The sequence below is a fragment of the Photorhabdus akhurstii genome, assembly GCF_019090985.1.
GTDB classification, from domain to species: domain Bacteria; phylum Pseudomonadota; class Gammaproteobacteria; order Enterobacterales; family Enterobacteriaceae; genus Photorhabdus; species Photorhabdus akhurstii.
Map to the genome: position 1 here is coordinate 3,561,784 of NZ_CP020335.1, position 16,491 is coordinate 3,578,274.

The following is a 16,491-nucleotide window of genomic DNA, read 5'->3' on the forward strand; positions in this document are numbered from 1 at the left end:
CCCTTATTGAGCGTTGTACAAAATCACTGCCGCAGTCGCCAGCAGGTTAAGTAAGGTTAGCGGCAGACAGACTTTCCAGCCAAACGACATCACCTGGTCATAACGCGGACGTGGTAAAGAGGCGCGTATCAGGATGAACATCACCATGAAGAATGCCGTTTTCAACGCAAACCAGACAAACGGCGGCAAGAACGGACCATGCCAGCCACCAAAGAACATTGTCACAATCAGGGCAGAAACCGTGACAATACCGATATATTCACCAACGAAGAACAGACCGAATTTCATACCGGAATATTCAATATGATAGCCGTCAGCCAGCTCCTGTTCTGCTTCCGGCTGGTCAAATGGATGACGGTGACACACCGCCACACCCGCGATAGCAAAAGTCAAGAAGCCAAAGAACTGAGGAATGACATTCCACATATGCTCCTGTGCATTGACGATATCCACCATATTGAAAGAATCTGCCTGCGCCACAACGCCCATAAAGGAGAGGCCGATAAACACTTCGTAACTCAGTGTCTGCGCAGAAGCACGCATCGCCCCCAGTAATGAGTATTTGTTGTTACTTGACCATCCAGCAAACAGCACCGCATAGACAGCCAGACCCGCCATCATCATAAAGAACAAAATACCTATGTTCAGGTCGGCGGCCATCCAAGTCGGCGTGATCGGCACAATGGCAAATGCCAGCAACAGAGAAACGAAACCAATCACCGGCGCCAAGGTAAAGATCATTCTGTCGGCAAACCGGGGTACCCAATCCTCTTTGAAGAACATTTTGATCATGTCAGCGACAATCTGTAACGACCCACCCCAACCTACACGATTTGGCCCATAACGGTTTTGAAACAGCCCTAGCAAACGACGTTCGCCAAAGCTCATCAATGCCCCACAGACAACCACCACGACCAAAATCACCACGGCCTTGAGAACAGCGATCAGCACATCAATAATTTCGGGGGTTAACCAACTCATTATGCAACCTCCCGTAAATTATTCACGGAAACACCCGCCAATACCGGAGGAATACCCGGCATTCCCATTGGCAAACCAATCTGCCCTTGAGCAAGATTTTCACTCAGACGAACCGCCAGACGCAGTTGCTGACCAAAACAATCAAACTCCAGAACAGAACCCGTTTTCACACCCAATTGATCCGCATCTTTGCTATTGAGCATCACATAAGGCTCCGGCATACGTTCCTGAATCACATCAGAACGCTGAGTTAACTCTTCACTACCAAACAAGTGATGGTAAGGAGCCACTGTCCATTGGTTATTTTGCGCAGTAAAGGCTGTCGGGATCTGATCAAAGTAGTTCAGACCGCCATCAGTAGTTTCAATCAGACGCACACCGGGATCACCAAAGCGCAGATGACCACCTACCTCCGCCTGGAATTTGTTCCAAGCCTGTGGTGAGTTCCAGCCCGGCGCCCATGCAAATGGCACCTGCTGACGATAGGCATTAGGGCTATTGTTACCTTCCATTGAGAAAGCGAATGGCGAATCGACATCCTGCGGTTGACGTTGCTCATGTACGCTGAGATTCGCCAACATTGCAGTACGACCACTGTAACGGTGCGGTGAACGCGCCAGTTTCTGACCACGGATGCGGAATGTAGAATCAGGCGCGGCGTCAACAATGCCTTTAAGCTGCGGCATTGTTTCAACACAGGCATCAATAACATGGTCAAGCTGCGTCCAATCTAAATGGCGTTCAGTATAAGTTGTGTGCAAGGAGTGCAACCAACGCCAACTCTCCAGCATCACCACCGATTTGTCATAGAAAGAGGGTTCGAAAACTTGGAAATAACGCTGCGCCCGGCCTTCCTGATTTACCAGCGTACCGTCACTTTCTGCAAAGCTGGAAGCTGGAAGAATCAAATGGGCTTTATCCATGATGGCAGTGCGTTGATGATCAACCACAACCAAGTTTTTCAGCTTGCTCAGTGCATCGTCTACCTTATCTGCTGCGGCATGCCGATAGAGATCATTTTCCATTACGATAGCCGTATCAGATTCACCACTGCTTATCCGTTGCAGCGCAACATCCAGTGGTTGAGCCTCCATCATTCCCAATCCAATACTATTCGCATAGATTGCAACAAACGACAAACCGACATCTGAACCTCGGTCTTTCAGCGCCCAGGCAACATTGGCCGCTGCTTGAATAATCGCATCACTACCGACGTTACTGCCGCTGATAATCAGTGGTTTCTTCGCGCCAATCAACGCTTGCGCAACCATTTCCACTTTAACTTTCAGTTCGTCAGGCAAATTCTCGACTGCCGGCGCAGTGTTATCCAACGCATGAGCGATTGCAAAACCAAAACGCGCCTGATCATCAACCGGCGCACGATAATTCCACGCGGCGATATCATCCAGACGAGTATCATCCACGTTGGTCACAAACAGGGGATATTTCGCACGCTGACCAATATTCATCACAGCGGCAATTTGCCAATCAGCAACTTTCTGAGCGGCCGCCATTTCGCGGGCTTTGCCTTTCACCGCCTGACGAACAGATAATGCCATCCGGGCGCCGGTTTGCGTTAGATCTTCACCTAAAATCAGTACCGCATCATAACTTTCAATTTCACGCAGCGATGGTGTATAAACGCCGCCCTGTTGAAGAATTTCCAACATCATATCAAGGCGTTGTTGTTCAGCCGCGGCAATCCCGCTATAGAAGTTTTCCGCACCCACCAGTTCACGCAGTGCAAAGTTACTTTCCAAACTGGCGCGTGGGGAACCGATACCGATGGCATTCTTCGCCTGACGTAAAATATCCGCCCCGCCCTGCATAGCCTGTTCAGCATTAAGCGAGATCCAATGATCACCACGCAATTGCTGTGGCTGACGAGGACGATCCTTACTGTTGACATAACCGTAACCGAAACGACCACGGTCACACATAAAGTAGTGGTTTACTGTCCCGTTATAACGGTTCTCGATACGACGTAATTCACCATAACGCTCTCCCGGGCTGGTATTGCAACCAATGCTGCACTGTTGGCAGATACTTGGCGCAAACTGCATATCCCATTTACGGTTATAACGTTCAGAGTGGGTTTTATCAGTAAATACCCCTGTTGGACAAATTTCTACCAGGTTACCGGAGAACTCACTTTCCAGCGTGCCACTTTCAGGGCGACCAAAATAGATATTATCGTGAGCGCCATAGACACCAAAATCAGTGCCATCGGCGTAATCTTTGTAATAACGCACACAACGATAACAGGCAATACAGCGGTTCATTTCATGAGAAATAAACGGCCCCAATTCCTGATTGTTGTGAGTACGCTTAGTGAAACGGTATTTACGGAATGTATGACCGGTCATCACGGTCATATCCTGTAAGTGGCAGTTGCCCCCTTCTTCACACACCGGGCAATCGTGCGGATGGTTAGTCATCAACCACTCAACCACACTCTCACGGAACTTTTTAGCCTCTTCATCATCAATCGAGATAAAAGTGCCATCCGCTGCCGGAGTCATACAGGACATTATCAAACGACCGCGCGTATCATCCGCATTTTGATATTGCTTCACCGCACACTGGCGGCAAGCGCCAACGCTTCCAAGCGCTGGATGCCAGCAAAAATAAGGAATATCCAACCCCAAAGAGAGGCAAGCTTGTAACAGGTTATCAGCCCCGTCTACATCATATTTTTTGCCGTCTACATGTATCGTAGCCATAGTCAGCATGCTTCCAAATGACCTGCTTTTCAGCAAGTGTTAATCAAAAATTCTGCTAATTTCGTGAAGAACCCATTACCAACGCTGCTTCAACAGGTTTGACTGGATACCCGCAATGAGATGAGTGTTCCCATAGTCTTTGGTTATAATTCCAGCTTCGAATTCATCACGGAAATATTTGATGGCACTCTGTAGTGGTTCCACGGCCCCTGGAGCATGAGCACAGAATGTATTACCTGGCCCTAGGAAGCGACAGAGTTGTTCCAACGTTTCAATATCCCCGGGTTGCCCTTCCCCACGCTCTATTGCACGCAGGATTTTCACGCTCCACGGCAACCCATCACGACATGGAGTACACCAGCCGCAAGATTCACGGGCAAAGAACTCTTCAAGATTGCGAGTCAAAGAAACCATATTAATTTCATGGTCAACCGCCATTGCCAAGGCAGTGCCCAAACGGCTGCCCGCTTTAGCGATATTTTCGAAATCCATTGGCAGATCCAGATGTTCAGCGGTCAGGAAGTCAGTTCCTGCACCTCCGGGCTGCCATGCTTTGAATTTCAAGCCGTCACGCATACCGCCGGCATAATCTTCAAGAATTTCACGGGCAGTCGTACCAAATGGCAACTCCCACAAGCCCGGATTTTTCACCCGACCAGAGAAGCCCATCAGTTTGGTACCGGCATCTTTACTCTTGCCCGCGCTCAGGCCGATATACCACTCTTTACCGTATTCAAGAATTGAAGGAACGTTGCACAAGGTTTCAACGTTGTTGACGCAAGTAGGCTTGCCCCATGCGCCGGAAGTGGCTGGAAATGGCGGTTTTGAGCGAGGATTTGCTCGGCGGCCTTCCAGTGAGTTAATCAGCGCGGTTTCTTCACCACAGATATAACGCCCTGCGCCGGTATGAACAAACAACTCAAAATCAAAGCCGCTGCCCATAATGTTTTTACCCAACAAACCCGCAGCCTTAGCTTCTTCGATGGCTTTACGCAGATGCACAGCCGCTTCCACATATTCACCACGCAGGAAGATATAGCCACGATAAGCTTTCAAGGCAAACGCACTGATCAACATCCCTTCCACCAGCAGATGAGGAAGTTGCTCCATCAGCAAGCGATCTTTGTAAGTACCCGGCTCCATTTCATCTGCGTTACATAGCAGATAACGGATATTCATGCTTTCATCTTTTGGCATCAGGCTCCACTTCAAACCAGTAGAGAAACCTGCACCGCCACGGCCTTTCAGCCCGGCGTCTTTTACCAAAGAAACCACTTCATCTGGGGACATGCTTTTCAGTGCTTTTTCAGCACCACGATAACCACTTTTGCTACGGTACTCATCCAGCCATACCGGTTGTTTATCATCCCGTAAACGCCAGGTAAGAGGATGGTTTTCCTCGGTAAGAATAATTTCTTTTATTCCTGAATATGCTGTCATGGATACTGCTCCAGTAACTTTTCAATCTCTTCAGGTCTGACAGAACTGTGCGTATCGTCATCGATCATCATGGTCGGGCCTTTGTCGCAGTTACCCAGACAACAGGTTGGCAACAGCGTAAAACGCCCATCTTTCGTCGTCTGCCCCGGACAGATATTCAGATGTTTTTCAATCGCAGCCTGGACATCCTGATAACCGGTAATATGACAAACCACGCTGTCACAATAACGAATAATATGGCGGCCCACCGGTTGACGATAAATCTGGCTGTAGAATGTTGCCACACCCTCTACATCACTAGCGGGAATACCAAGCACATCAGCAATCGCGTAAATGGCGCCATCCGGTACCCAACCACGATGTTTCTGTACAATTTTCAATGCTTCTATCGAAGCGGCGCGCGGATCTTCGTAGTGGTGTTTTTCGTGCTCGATAGCATCGTGCTCTTCGGTGCTCAGCACAAAATCTGTTTTTGCCTGAGACTCTGTTACGTTAACCACATCAAGGCGCGCTTGTTGAGCACTCGCGTTAATTTCACTTTGCATAGTTAGCGATCCACATCAGACATAACAAAATCGATACTGCCCAGATACACGATCAGGTCAGACACTAAGCCACCGCGGATTACCGATGGGATCTGCTGCAAATGCGGATAACTCGGTGTACGGACGCGGGTACGGTAACTCACAGTACTGCCGTCGCTGGTGAGGTAATAGCTGTTGATGCCTTTGGTGGCCTCAATCATTTGGAAAGATTCATTTGCCGGCATTACCGGTCCCCATGACACTTGCAAAAAGTGGTTAATCATGGTCTCAATATGCTGCAAAGTACGCTCTTTGGGTGGTGGCGTCGTCAGTGGGTGATCTGCTTTGAATGGACCTTCAGGCATATTGTCCAGACACTGCTTCAAGATTCGCAAGCTCTGACGCACTTCTTCCACTTTCAACATCACGCGATCATAACAGTCGCCGTTATTACCAATCGGCACGTCGAAATCGAAATTTTCATAGCCGGAGTATGGGCGCCATTTACGCACATCAAACGCAATGCCCGTTGCCCGCAACCCAGCGCCAGTGGTGCCCCATTCAAGAGCTTGTTTGGAATTATAAGCGGCAACCCCAATAGAACGGCCTTTCAAAATGCTGTTTTTCAGCGCTGCTTTCACGTAGGAATCAAGGCGTTTAGGCATCCAGTTCAGGAAATCGCGCAATAATCTATCCCAACCACGCGGCAAGTCATGAGCGACACCGCCAATGCGGAACCACGCCGGGTGCATACGGAAACCGGTAATCGCCTCCACCAGATCATACACTTTCTGGCGGTCAGTAAAGGCGAAGAACACCGGCGTCATCCCGCCAACGTCCTGAATGAAGGTCGAGATGTAGAGTAGGTGGCTGTTAATACGGAACAATTCCGACAACATAACGCGGATGGTTTTTACCCGGTCAGGCACTTCAATTCCCGCCAGTTTCTCCACCGCCAGCACATAAGGCATTTCATTAACACAACCGCCTAAGTATTCAATACGGTCTGTATAGGGAATATAACTGTGCCAAGATTGGCGCTCTCCCATCTTCTCCGCGCCACGATGGTGATAACCAATATCCGGGACACAATCGACAATCTCTTCACCATCCAGTTGCAAAATGATACGGAATGCACCATGAGAAGAGGGATGGTTAGGACCAAGGTTAAGGAACATGAAGTCCTCATTCTCGGTACCTCGTTTCATTCCCCACTCTTCTGGTTTGAAAGTCAGCGCTTCCATTTCCAGATCTTCTTTCTGTCTGGTCAGTTCGAAAGGATCAAATTCCGTCGCACGAGCGGGATAATCCTTACGCAGCGGATGCCCTTCCCAAGTCGGCGGCAACATAATACGACGCAGGTTTGGATGGCCGTTAAAGACAATGCCAAACATTTCCCATGTTTCACGCTCATACCAGTTGGCATTTGGAAACAGAGGAGTTGCAGTCGGGAGATTCAGGTCTTTTTCACTGAGGGCGACCTTCAACATAACATCGCGGTTACGCTCAATAGAAAGTAGGTGATAAAACACAGAAAAATCTGCCTCTGGCAGACCCTGGCGGTGAGTACGCTGACGCTCATCCATGCCATGTAAATCGAACAGCATGACATACGGTTTGGGCAGCTTCTTCAGGAAAATCATTACTTCCAGTAATTGTTCACGCTTCACCCAGACAACTGGCATACCAGTACGGGTTGGCTGAACAGTAAAGGCATCCGGGCCAAAGTGGTTACGCAGCTCACCCACAACCGGATCATCAAGATGGTCGTGAGTTTGCCACGCAGGCCGGGCGCTTTCTTGCGCTATCTGATCTATCATCATTTTTCACCACAACGCTTTGATCAGTGTTCGTTTTGATCAGGATTAGTATCGCAACACATTGCTCTGGTTACATTCATTAGGCTACTTTGAGTCACGCCTACTGTCTAAAAGACAGATTCTAAACTTCGTCTGGCGTACGCAGATTTTTCACTGCGATACGTTCCCCGTGCTTACGTTCTCTTTCTGACTGCATATTGGCACGGTAAACCCCTTGATCTCCCACCACCCAAGACAGCGGACGACGCTCTTTGCCGATCGACTCCTGTAACAGCAACAGAGCTTGCATATAAGCTTCAGGACGAGGAGGACAACCAGGAATATAAACATCAACGGGGATAAACTTATCGACGCCTTGAACTACAGAGTAAATATCGTACATACCACCAGAGTTGGCGCAAGCTCCCATAGAGATAACCCACTTCGGCTCAAGCATCTGGTCATACAAGCGCTGAATAACCGGCGCCATTTTGGTAAAACAAGTGCCAGCGACCACCATAAAATCCGCCTGGCGGGGTGATGCACGTAAAACTTCAGCGCCAAAACGGGCGACATCATGAACAGCGGTAAATGATGTGGCCATTTCCACATAACAGCAGGAAAGACCAAAGTTGTAGGGCCACAGGGAGTTTTTACGTCCCCAGTTCACCATATCATGCAGAGCATGCTCCAGTTTGCCCATGTAAACACTACGGTGAACATGCTGCTCCAGTGGATCTGCGACAATTTCCTGTTTTTGCAGGGGATAACGGTCATTCTCACCGTTCGGATCTATGCGGGTGAGCGTATAATCCATCTTTAAATGCCTCGCTATTACTGCGGATGACTATTGTTAATGTTAATCACAACACTTGGTTTACTTACCTGGCGGCTTGAACGAGATGGCGTCCAATTCAGCGCCCCAATACGCACCAGATAAAACAAGCCTGCGAGTAACACCAAAATGAAAATGCTTGCTTCGATAAAGCCTAACCAGCCACTCTCTTTGATAGAAACTGACCATGCATATAAAAACAGCGCTTCAACATCGAAGATGACAAAGAACATAGCGACCAGATAGAACTTGGCCGACATACGGAGACGAGCACTACCGACAGAATCAATACCGGATTCATAAGGGACATGTTTTGCCCGGGCTTTCGCTCTTCCGCCCAAGAAAAACGCCCCTAACAGCATCAAAGCACACAGACCGAAAGCACCTAAAAGAAATACCGCGAATGCCCAGTGATGGGCAAAGAGTTCAGTGGATGTTGACATACTCATTGCTTACTCATCAAAAGTGGTGTCAAAAGTGTCTGCTCTTTTGTCTGGCAGTGTTGCACCACATCGATTCAAGGGAAGGGGTAATAACCAAATCTGAAACACTGTTAATCAATGATTGATGGAGTGAATCTTCTTGGTTTTTACTCCTCTCAACAATATTTTGTCTGTTATGACAAAATTAATCTAACATTTATTTACAAACAACAAACTTAGTCTTAACGGATCGTGCTGCCGCGCTGCTAAAACGTGTCAGTAAACTGGCATGCGAATAGCGGCGGAAACTAGTCTAACCGATAACTCGCTTTTACTACATCATTATCTCAGGAAAAACCTGCCTTTCCACTGCTACATAGGGAGTATTTCTTTGATCAAGTACACAATTTGACAGAAAAAAATTTTACTGCTGATGATAATTCATTCAAATCTGAAGAAATTATATTTTTTATCCATTAGCGACAAGAAAAGTTCCCGTTCACTACAGAAATTCTTATTTCATCAATTCAGCGAATTATTACTTTGTTAACAATATAACAATTTGTTAACCAAATCAGGGGGGTGTTAAGAAAAATGCCACCGTATATTTAATGATTACGATAACAACAAAATAAGATGAATTCAGTTGATGATTTCTTATAAATATATCTAGGGAGCTAATACCTCCTTCCGTCCATAATGGAGGTATTAGCAAAGACAGCGTTTCAGATATTACTCATCAATAATATCGTCATCATCAGGAAGTTCTTCTGGAACACCCGATATCGTGTATGGCGTTTTCTTATTCTCTATAGCACTAAAAACCGTCAGAACAGATTCATTTTGTTCATTGCTATGTCTATAAAGAGAGAATTGAGTTTCAGGCAAACGAGGAAGCCCTTCACTCTCCCCTAAAATACGCAGATCGGCATTTTGCATTTCCAGAGGACGGGCAGTAATACCGACTTCTGCATTCACCGCCGTGCGAACCGCCGACAGAGAAGCGGCTTCATAAGCAATCCGCCACGATACTCCCACCTCATCCAACGTATCCAACGCCAACTGACGGAATGGATTGGTTTCATCCATCACAACCAGTGGCACAGGCTCATTTGGTTGTAGCTGGAAATCAGGGGCGCAATGCCATAATACCGGTGTTGAGCGCAGAACAGTCCTTGGATGATGACTGATCTTCGCGGTTGTGAGCGCCAAATCGATCTCATGGCTATCCAGCATACTTTCAATAAATTGAGTACGCTTTATACGGACATCTATTGCCATCCGCGGATAAACAGAAGCGATGCGATTTAACAAAAAAGGGAGCAGTGTATCCACCGTATCGTCGGATGCACCGATTCTTAGTTCGCCTTCTGCATCGCTATAGGTTAATGATGCGCTGGCATCATCGTTAGCGCGCAGAATTTGTCTTGCATAACCAAGAAGTTGAAGACCATGCTCTGTAAGAAGCTTATTACGGCCGTGGCGGGCAAACAGCTCTCTGCCTACCAACTGCTCCAAACGTTGCATTTGCTGACTTACAGCCGATTGCGTTCTGCATACTGCTGCTGCTGCTGCTGCAAAAGTATTTAAATCAGCAACAGCAACAAAAGTTCTTAGCAGATCGAGATCGAGATTCATTATCGGACGATTTGCATTTATCATTGTTTATTCATCACTTTTTTTTGATTTTAATTACTAACTAACCTGGTGTTTTTACGTAAGCACTATCAAATTAAATTAACATCGCTTAGACAGTACTCTACTCTATTAAATAGGGCAAAGATTTACTGCTGTTTTTTTACCTATTGAACCCATTGCGGGTTTTATTTTCTCCTCTTCGTTAGCAAAAGTTACTCGGATTCCTAAATAAATTGGGGACAATCCCTATTTACAACACCCTATATGTGATTTCTAGTTTGGTTATTTTGTTTTCTGACTCACGTCAAAGAATAACATAAGTTATATCAGAAAAACTAAATATAAAGTAAAAATCTACAATATCACTAATGTTTAATAATCCTATTCAGATAAATTTACAACTAGTTTCCAGAAATGATCAAAAATATTGTTCGATCTTTCTAAAATATATAGTTCTGAATTGCCAATTCAAGGCAAATCTTATACATAAGAATAAATTATACAAACACAACAACTTTTATTGGCAAATTGAACCATGATCACTTTCTGCCCAAAATGGAGCAATCAAGCCGTTATCACGTTAAAAGCACTCCATTTCCACACTAGAAAACACCCACAATTAAGATTATAAATTTAATCTTGTTAATAAATTCAGAATTTAACACTGACATAATTTGCATAAAAAGATACTCAAATAACAACTTCCCTACTAAAACAACCATTTTAACCAAATATATCAAGGCATCTTCAAAACATTCAGCGGGAAGAGTACATTAAATGTTACACGCTATGTGCCAGGCGCCCCTTTTTTTGCCAAGATAAGGTAAGACTCTCTATGCTAGCAGTTAAAAAATCCAGCAAATTGGATAATGTTTGTTACGACATCCGCGGCCCCGTACTCAAGGAAGCGAAACGCCTTGAAGAAGAAGGTAATAAAGTCCTCAAATTAAATATTGGTAATCCAGCCCCCTTTGGTTTTGAAGCGCCAGATGAAATCTTGGTAGATGTTATCCGTAACTTACCAACCGCGCAGGGTTATTCAGATTCGAAAGGTCTGTATTCCGCACGCAAAGCTATCATGCAACATTATCAAGCCCGGAATATGATGGATGTGACCGTTGAAGATATTTATATCGGCAATGGCGTTTCTGAATTAATCGTTCAGGCAATGCAAGCATTACTGAATACCGGTGATGAAATGCTGGTTCCTGCGCCTGATTATCCTCTCTGGACTGCGGCGGTTTCACTTTCCAGCGGCAAAGCCGTACATTATATGTGTGATGAAGGGTCAGATTGGTTTCCTGACTTAAACGATATCCGCAACAAAATTACACCTCGTACACGTGGGATCGTGATTATTAACCCTAATAATCCAACGGGTGCTGTATATAGTAAAGAATTGCTGTTGGAAGTTGTTGAAATAGCCCGTCAACACAATTTGATTATTTTTGCTGATGAGATTTACGACAAAATCTTATATGACGATGCAGAGCATCATTCAATTGCCGCGCTCGCCCCTGATCTGTTAACGGTAACATTTAACGGGCTATCCAAAACATATCGGGTAGCAGGTTTTCGTCAAGGCTGGATGGTATTAAACGGCCCGAAGAAACACGCTAAGAGCTATATTGAAGGTTTAGAGATGCTGGCATCAATGCGTTTATGCGCCAATGTGCCAATGCAGCATGCTATTCAAACTGCTTTGGGTGGTTACCAAAGTATCAGTGAATTCATTTTACCTGGTGGTCGTTTGTATGAGCAGCGTAACCGGGCATGGGAATTAATTAATCAAATCCCCGGCGTTTCCTGCGTAAAACCTAAAGGCGCTTTATATATGTTTCCCAAAATTGATACGAAGCGCTTTAATGTTCATGATGACCAAAAGATGGTGCTTGACCTTTTATTACAAGAGAAGGTTTTGTTAGTGCAAGGAACCGCATTTAACTGGCCGGAACCTGACCATTTCCGCATCGTGACGTTACCAAGGCTCGACGAACTGGAGATGGCGATTCAAAAATTCGCTCGATTTATTGGCAAATATCACCAGCAAAAATAATCTCCGTTCACAGAAAGAGATTACTGATAACGGAGATTATTCATACCATACGTTCTGTCGGTGTAGAAGAAAACCTATTTCTTCTATTCCGATAAATCCAGCCTGTCCGATAAACCTAGCCTACCCGTTTTTCCCTCACTGAGGAAAACCTCACCTGTCAGAGAGAAATCCTTGATAACCATTTCCATAGCTTTCTTTATTGATGCCAAATGATGACTCTCTGCAAAATAAGACCAATAAATTTTCATTTTTTACCGGTAACACAGACTAATTTTTTTATTTTATAGAGGACTCTTGCAGTGATTATATAAGGCATTAGCAAGATACAAAAGAATTAAACATTGCATTTATTAAACTTGATAAAAGAGAACACCTGAATAAATAATAACCTATTGTAAATTATATGAAATTTTTGTATATGAATTGTATATAAAATGGAGTAGAGAAATAAATTTCTTTTAAAAAATATATCCATCACGATTATAACATTGCCAGTTAATGGTAAATGTAAATTAACCCTATCGCCCTTGCTATACGGTCTGGATACCCGTTTTAATGTGCTCCAGGTAAATAGCACATTCCCATACAAAATAAAGGGATAAAAATTAAGAAACGATTTTAAGGTTTACTTCACCCCACCCACAGCTCACAATAACAGCAATGTTTACTGTAAGAGATAATTATGAGCCACTTTTTTGCCCACCTCTCCCGTTTGAAACTGATTAACCGTTGGCCTTTGATGCGCAATGTACGTACAGAAAACGTGTCTGAACACAGCCTACAGGTAGCCTTTGTCGCACACGCCTTAGCCATTATCAAAAACCGCAAATTTGGCGGCAATGTGAATGCTGAACGCATTGCGTTGCTGGCTATGTATCACGACGCCAGCGAAGTTATCACCGGAGATTTACCCACACCGGTCAAATATCACAATCCACATATCGCACGGGAATACAAAAAGATAGAAAAAATCGCACAGAAGAAATTATTGGAAATGCTGCCCGCGGAGCTACAAGAGGATTTCCGCCCAATTCTGGATGACAGTCAGCATACAGCAGAAGAAACTTTTATCATTAAGCAGGCCGATTCCCTGTGTGCTTATCTGAAATGTCTGGAAGAGTTATCGGCAGGTAACCATGAATTCAATCTGGCGAAAGCCCGGCTTGAAAAAACCCTGGCTGATCGTCACAGCCAGGAGATGGATTACTTTATGAAAGTTTTTGTACCGGGGTTCAGCTTGTCATTAGATGAAATTAGCCTCGATATTCCCCATTAGAATGGAAACAACCAAGGTATGACCAGCACACTTATCACCATCACCAGCAGGGTGAATGGTACGCCCAAACGGACAAAATCGGAAAACTTATAACCACCGGGGCCAAGAACCAGCGTATTCACTGGGGATGAAACCGGGGTCATAAATGCGGCAGAAGCCGCCACGCCAATAATCATTGCAAATGGCATCGGAGAGACTGCCATTTCACGCGCGGCAGCAATGGCTATCGGCGCCATTAATACCGCCGTTGCCGTATTAGAAATAAACAAGCCGATTACCGCACAAAGTACAAACAGACATACCAGCATCACTCTCGGCCCCATATCACCGGCAATATCCATCAGGCCGCGAACAATCAGATCAATCCCGCCGGTTTTCTGTAATGCCAGTGCAAACGGCATCATCCCGACAATCAGGATAATACTGGGCCAGTGAATAGAGCGGTACGCACTTTCCATATCAATACAGCGGAATTTTCCCATCAACAGGCAAGCTATCAATGCCGCAATCACATTGGGTACTTCATCGGTAAGCATCATGGCTACCATCAGCGCCAAACTCAAAAGCGCATGTGGAGCTTGGGACGTTGCCGGGGCTACTTCTTCGATCTCAACCGGCAGATTAAGGACAATAAAATCGCGCATTTTGGTTTGCAGGACACGGATCAGTTTCCAGTCACCAATAACCAGCAAAATATCGCCCAGTTGCAGCGGTTCATCGACCAGTTTACCCGGCAACGATTCACCATCACGTCGAATACCAACAACATTCAAGCCATAGCAGGTACGAAAACAGATTTCCCGCAGCGACTTTCCTAATAAATCTGACTCCGGGATCAGAGAAACTTCCGCCATTCCCACATTACGAGATTGTTCAGAAAAATACTCCCCACGCAGTACCATCGGCTCTAATAATTGCTCACTGCAAAACTCACGCAGATCCACCTCACTGTCTGACATATCAACCAGCAACACATCCCGCGCTCTCAATTCGGTATTGCCCACCGCACTGACCATAACGCGCCGAAAACGTCGCCAACGCTCAATACCAACGACATTAGCCCCATAGCGGGCACGCAAATTTGACTCATCAAGAGAAAGGCCAATCAGCGGGGAACCTGAACGGATAGCCAGACGACGCGCGCGACCGGATAATTTATAGTCGCGGATAAGGTCACGGAAAGTGCGGCGATTCCATTTGTCATGACCTTTATCCGATTGATCATTTCCCAACCAATGGTGAGCGATCAACATATAACCAATACCGGCAAACAGAATCAAAATACCAATCGGTGTAATAGAGAAAAATTTGAAACCGGGAAGCCCTTCCCGTATCAACTCACTGTTAATCACCATATTGGGCGGCGTTGCTACCAATGTCATCATGCCGCTGATAAGCCCGGCAAAACTCAAAGGCATCATCAACCGCCCCGGCGAAATTTTCATTCTTGCCGCCACACTGAGCACCACAGGAATAAAAATTGCGACCACTCCTGTAGAGCTCATGAAAGCACCAAGCCCCGCCACCGTCATCATCAGTAACGCCAACATTTTAGTTTCGCTGTTTCCGGCAACCCTTACCAGCCAGTCCCCCATTTGATAAGCAACGCCAGTCCTTACTAATCCTTCGCCAATAACAAACAGGGCAGCTATCAACAACACATTGGGATCACTGAAACCGCTGGTCGCTTCACCAAGCGTCAACGTTCCACTCATGACAAATGCGATAATCACCAATAATGCAACAATATCCATGCGTAGTTTATTGGTGGTAAAAAGAACAATAGCTATCAACAGCAGGGTCAATACCCACAAGAGTTCGCTATTCAAAATGGCCTCTATCAACAAAGAAGAAGATATTAGTATCGAAAACTTGGCTAGTAGACCATTTTATTGAGGGAAAATCTCCAGTTGCGATCAACAATGTGTCCACTTTTCGTCATGAACCATCATTTCTGATCTTTCTCCTGGCTTAAACATCATCGAGAAACGAACGATCGAGTTGTTTAAACGCGCGTTTCAGCAGTTCCGCGAGGGATTGATAAGTTGGCGTTTGCTGCACCGGAGCCATTGCAATACCGGCTGCGGCAAATTTATCACGGATTTCATGGAACCATTTCAGCAATGCCGCCGGTAGTGGCGTTGATGCCCGTTTCCCCAACCACCATAACCCTTGCATCGGTAAACTACAGGCAAACAACGCCGTCGCCACAGCCGGACCAAGCTGACCACCCAGTGCGATTTGCCACGTCAACGTAAAAATAGCCAACGGCGGCATAAACCGGATACCAAAACGAGTTGCCTTAATAATCCGGTTTTCAGGAAACATGGGCGCCAATTGTTTCTCAATCGGCCAAGTCTTCATGTATTGCTGTCCCAGTTGCATCTTTCTCAGCCATCCATTACTGGTGGGAGGTATTGCGCTCATTATGACCTCAATCAATTAAAAACACATTTTTTAAAAAAACATTGTAAATGATAAAATATTTTTTGTAGGATTAAGTATATTTTGTCTTTACTGCTGGCTATCGGTATCCTACATCCACTTTTGTGTTATACACAGCAGTAAAGTGACACATTTTACCTTTTTTACTGCATTTAGGTTCATTTTGTTAACAAATCACGCTATCTCTTAACATCATGGCTGGCAAAAAAGGGGTTTTGAAAATCGAAACCTTATCATCATGCTCTTTGCATAGAGCATGATGTTAATCATTTAATGTCATCACCTTACGCGCTACGCTCATAAGTAATTGACGTTTTATTAATCAACATGTCTTATCTGTAAGACTCAATGA

Annotated in this window: 12 protein-coding genes; 2 read left to right on the forward strand and 10 right to left on the reverse strand. The window is 45.4% G+C overall.

What is annotated here, in order from left to right:
* Positions 1-3 precede the first annotated feature (3 nt).
* The 8 genes from nuoH to hexA form a co-directional block, all read right to left on the reverse strand.
* Positions 4-981, reverse strand: a complete 978-nt coding sequence (gene nuoH / locus B0X70_RS15615) for an NADH-quinone oxidoreductase subunit NuoH (protein ID WP_036781364.1) — start codon at positions 979-981, stop codon at positions 4-6.
* Positions 981-3,704: an NADH-quinone oxidoreductase subunit NuoG gene (gene nuoG, locus B0X70_RS15620; RefSeq protein ID WP_217469761.1), complete on the reverse strand. Its 2,724-nt coding sequence runs from the start codon at positions 3,702-3,704 to the stop codon at positions 981-983. Before nuoG ends, nuoH begins: the two co-directional genes overlap by 1 nt.
* Before the next feature lie 75 nt (positions 3,705-3,779).
* A complete protein-coding gene (gene nuoF / locus B0X70_RS15625) occupies positions 3,780-5,144 on the reverse strand; it encodes an NADH-quinone oxidoreductase subunit NuoF (RefSeq protein WP_036811921.1) in 1,365 nt (454 codons plus the stop codon).
* Positions 5,141-5,689, reverse strand: a complete 549-nt coding sequence (nuoE, locus tag B0X70_RS15630) for an NADH-quinone oxidoreductase subunit NuoE (RefSeq protein WP_105395372.1) — start codon at positions 5,687-5,689, stop codon at positions 5,141-5,143. Before nuoE ends, nuoF begins: the two co-directional genes overlap by 4 nt.
* A gap of 2 nt (positions 5,690-5,691) precedes the next feature.
* Positions 5,692-7,491: an NADH-quinone oxidoreductase subunit C/D gene (gene nuoC / locus B0X70_RS15635; RefSeq protein WP_105395371.1), complete on the reverse strand. Its 1,800-nt coding sequence runs from the start codon at positions 7,489-7,491 to the stop codon at positions 5,692-5,694.
* A gap of 118 nt (positions 7,492-7,609) precedes the next feature.
* Positions 7,610-8,284, reverse strand: a complete 675-nt coding sequence (locus B0X70_RS15640) for a NuoB/complex I 20 kDa subunit family protein (protein WP_011147305.1) — start codon at positions 8,282-8,284, stop codon at positions 7,610-7,612.
* Positions 8,285-8,301: 17 nt separating this feature from the next.
* Positions 8,302-8,751 carry an NADH-quinone oxidoreductase subunit A gene (locus tag B0X70_RS15645; protein WP_011147306.1) on the reverse strand — a complete coding sequence of 150 codons (450 nt, stop codon included), beginning with the start codon at positions 8,749-8,751 and terminating at the stop codon, positions 8,302-8,304.
* Positions 8,752-9,456: 705 nt separating this feature from the next.
* Positions 9,457-10,386 (reverse strand): transcriptional regulator HexA, encoded by a 930-nt coding sequence (gene hexA / locus B0X70_RS15650; protein ID WP_036781377.1) that lies wholly within the window; start codon positions 10,384-10,386, stop codon positions 9,457-9,459.
* A gap of 811 nt (positions 10,387-11,197) precedes the next feature.
* On the opposite strand from hexA, the gene B0X70_RS15655 reads away from it, so the two are divergent.
* Entirely contained in the window at positions 11,198-12,418 is a 1,221-nt protein-coding gene (locus B0X70_RS15655) for a pyridoxal phosphate-dependent aminotransferase (protein ID WP_036781379.1), read from the forward strand.
* Positions 12,419-13,100: 682 nt separating this feature from the next.
* On the forward strand, positions 13,101-13,694 hold the full coding sequence (yfbR, locus tag B0X70_RS15660) for a 5'-deoxynucleotidase (protein WP_036781381.1): 594 nt from the start codon (positions 13,101-13,103) through the stop codon (positions 13,692-13,694).
* Here the strand turns inward: yfbR and B0X70_RS15665 are convergent.
* Together B0X70_RS15665 and yfbV are read right to left on the reverse strand one after the other, a co-directional pair.
* Positions 13,691-15,523 carry an SLC13 family permease gene (locus tag B0X70_RS15665; protein ID WP_217469762.1) on the reverse strand — a complete coding sequence of 611 codons (1,833 nt, stop codon included), beginning with the start codon at positions 15,521-15,523 and terminating at the stop codon, positions 13,691-13,693. The genes yfbR and B0X70_RS15665 overlap by 4 nt on opposite strands.
* 142 nt (positions 15,524-15,665) lie before the next feature.
* Complete coding sequence (gene yfbV / locus B0X70_RS15670) at positions 15,666-16,121, reverse strand: terminus macrodomain insulation protein YfbV (RefSeq protein ID WP_036811929.1); 456 nt, start codon at positions 16,119-16,121, stop codon at positions 15,666-15,668.
* Positions 16,122-16,491: the final 370 nt, after the last annotated feature.

Coding starts and splice junctions, on each gene's coding strand:
- nuoH (WP_036781364.1), bottom strand. CDS start 981: ATGAGTTGGTTAACCCCCGAAATTATTGATGTGCTGATCGCTGTTCTC.
- nuoG (WP_217469761.1), bottom strand. CDS start 3,704: ATGGCTACGATACATGTAGACGGCAAAAAATATGATGTAGACGGGGCT.
- nuoF (WP_036811921.1), bottom strand. CDS start 5,144: ATGACAGCATATTCAGGAATAAAAGAAATTATTCTTACCGAGGAAAAC.
- nuoE (WP_105395372.1), bottom strand. CDS start 5,689: ATGCAAAGTGAAATTAACGCGAGTGCTCAACAAGCGCGCCTTGATGTG.
- nuoC (WP_105395371.1), bottom strand. CDS start 7,491: ATGATGATAGATCAGATAGCGCAAGAAAGCGCCCGGCCTGCGTGGCAA.
- B0X70_RS15640 (WP_011147305.1), bottom strand. CDS start 8,284: ATGGATTATACGCTCACCCGCATAGATCCGAACGGTGAGAATGACCGT.
- B0X70_RS15645 (WP_011147306.1), bottom strand. CDS start 8,751: ATGAGTATGTCAACATCCACTGAACTCTTTGCCCATCACTGGGCATTC.
- hexA (WP_036781377.1), bottom strand. CDS start 10,386: ATGATAAATGCAAATCGTCCGATAATGAATCTCGATCTCGATCTGCTA.
- B0X70_RS15655 (WP_036781379.1), top strand. CDS start 11,198: ATGCTAGCAGTTAAAAAATCCAGCAAATTGGATAATGTTTGTTACGAC.
- yfbR (WP_036781381.1), top strand. CDS start 13,101: ATGAGCCACTTTTTTGCCCACCTCTCCCGTTTGAAACTGATTAACCGT.
- yfbV (WP_036811929.1), bottom strand. CDS start 16,121: ATGAGCGCAATACCTCCCACCAGTAATGGATGGCTGAGAAAGATGCAA.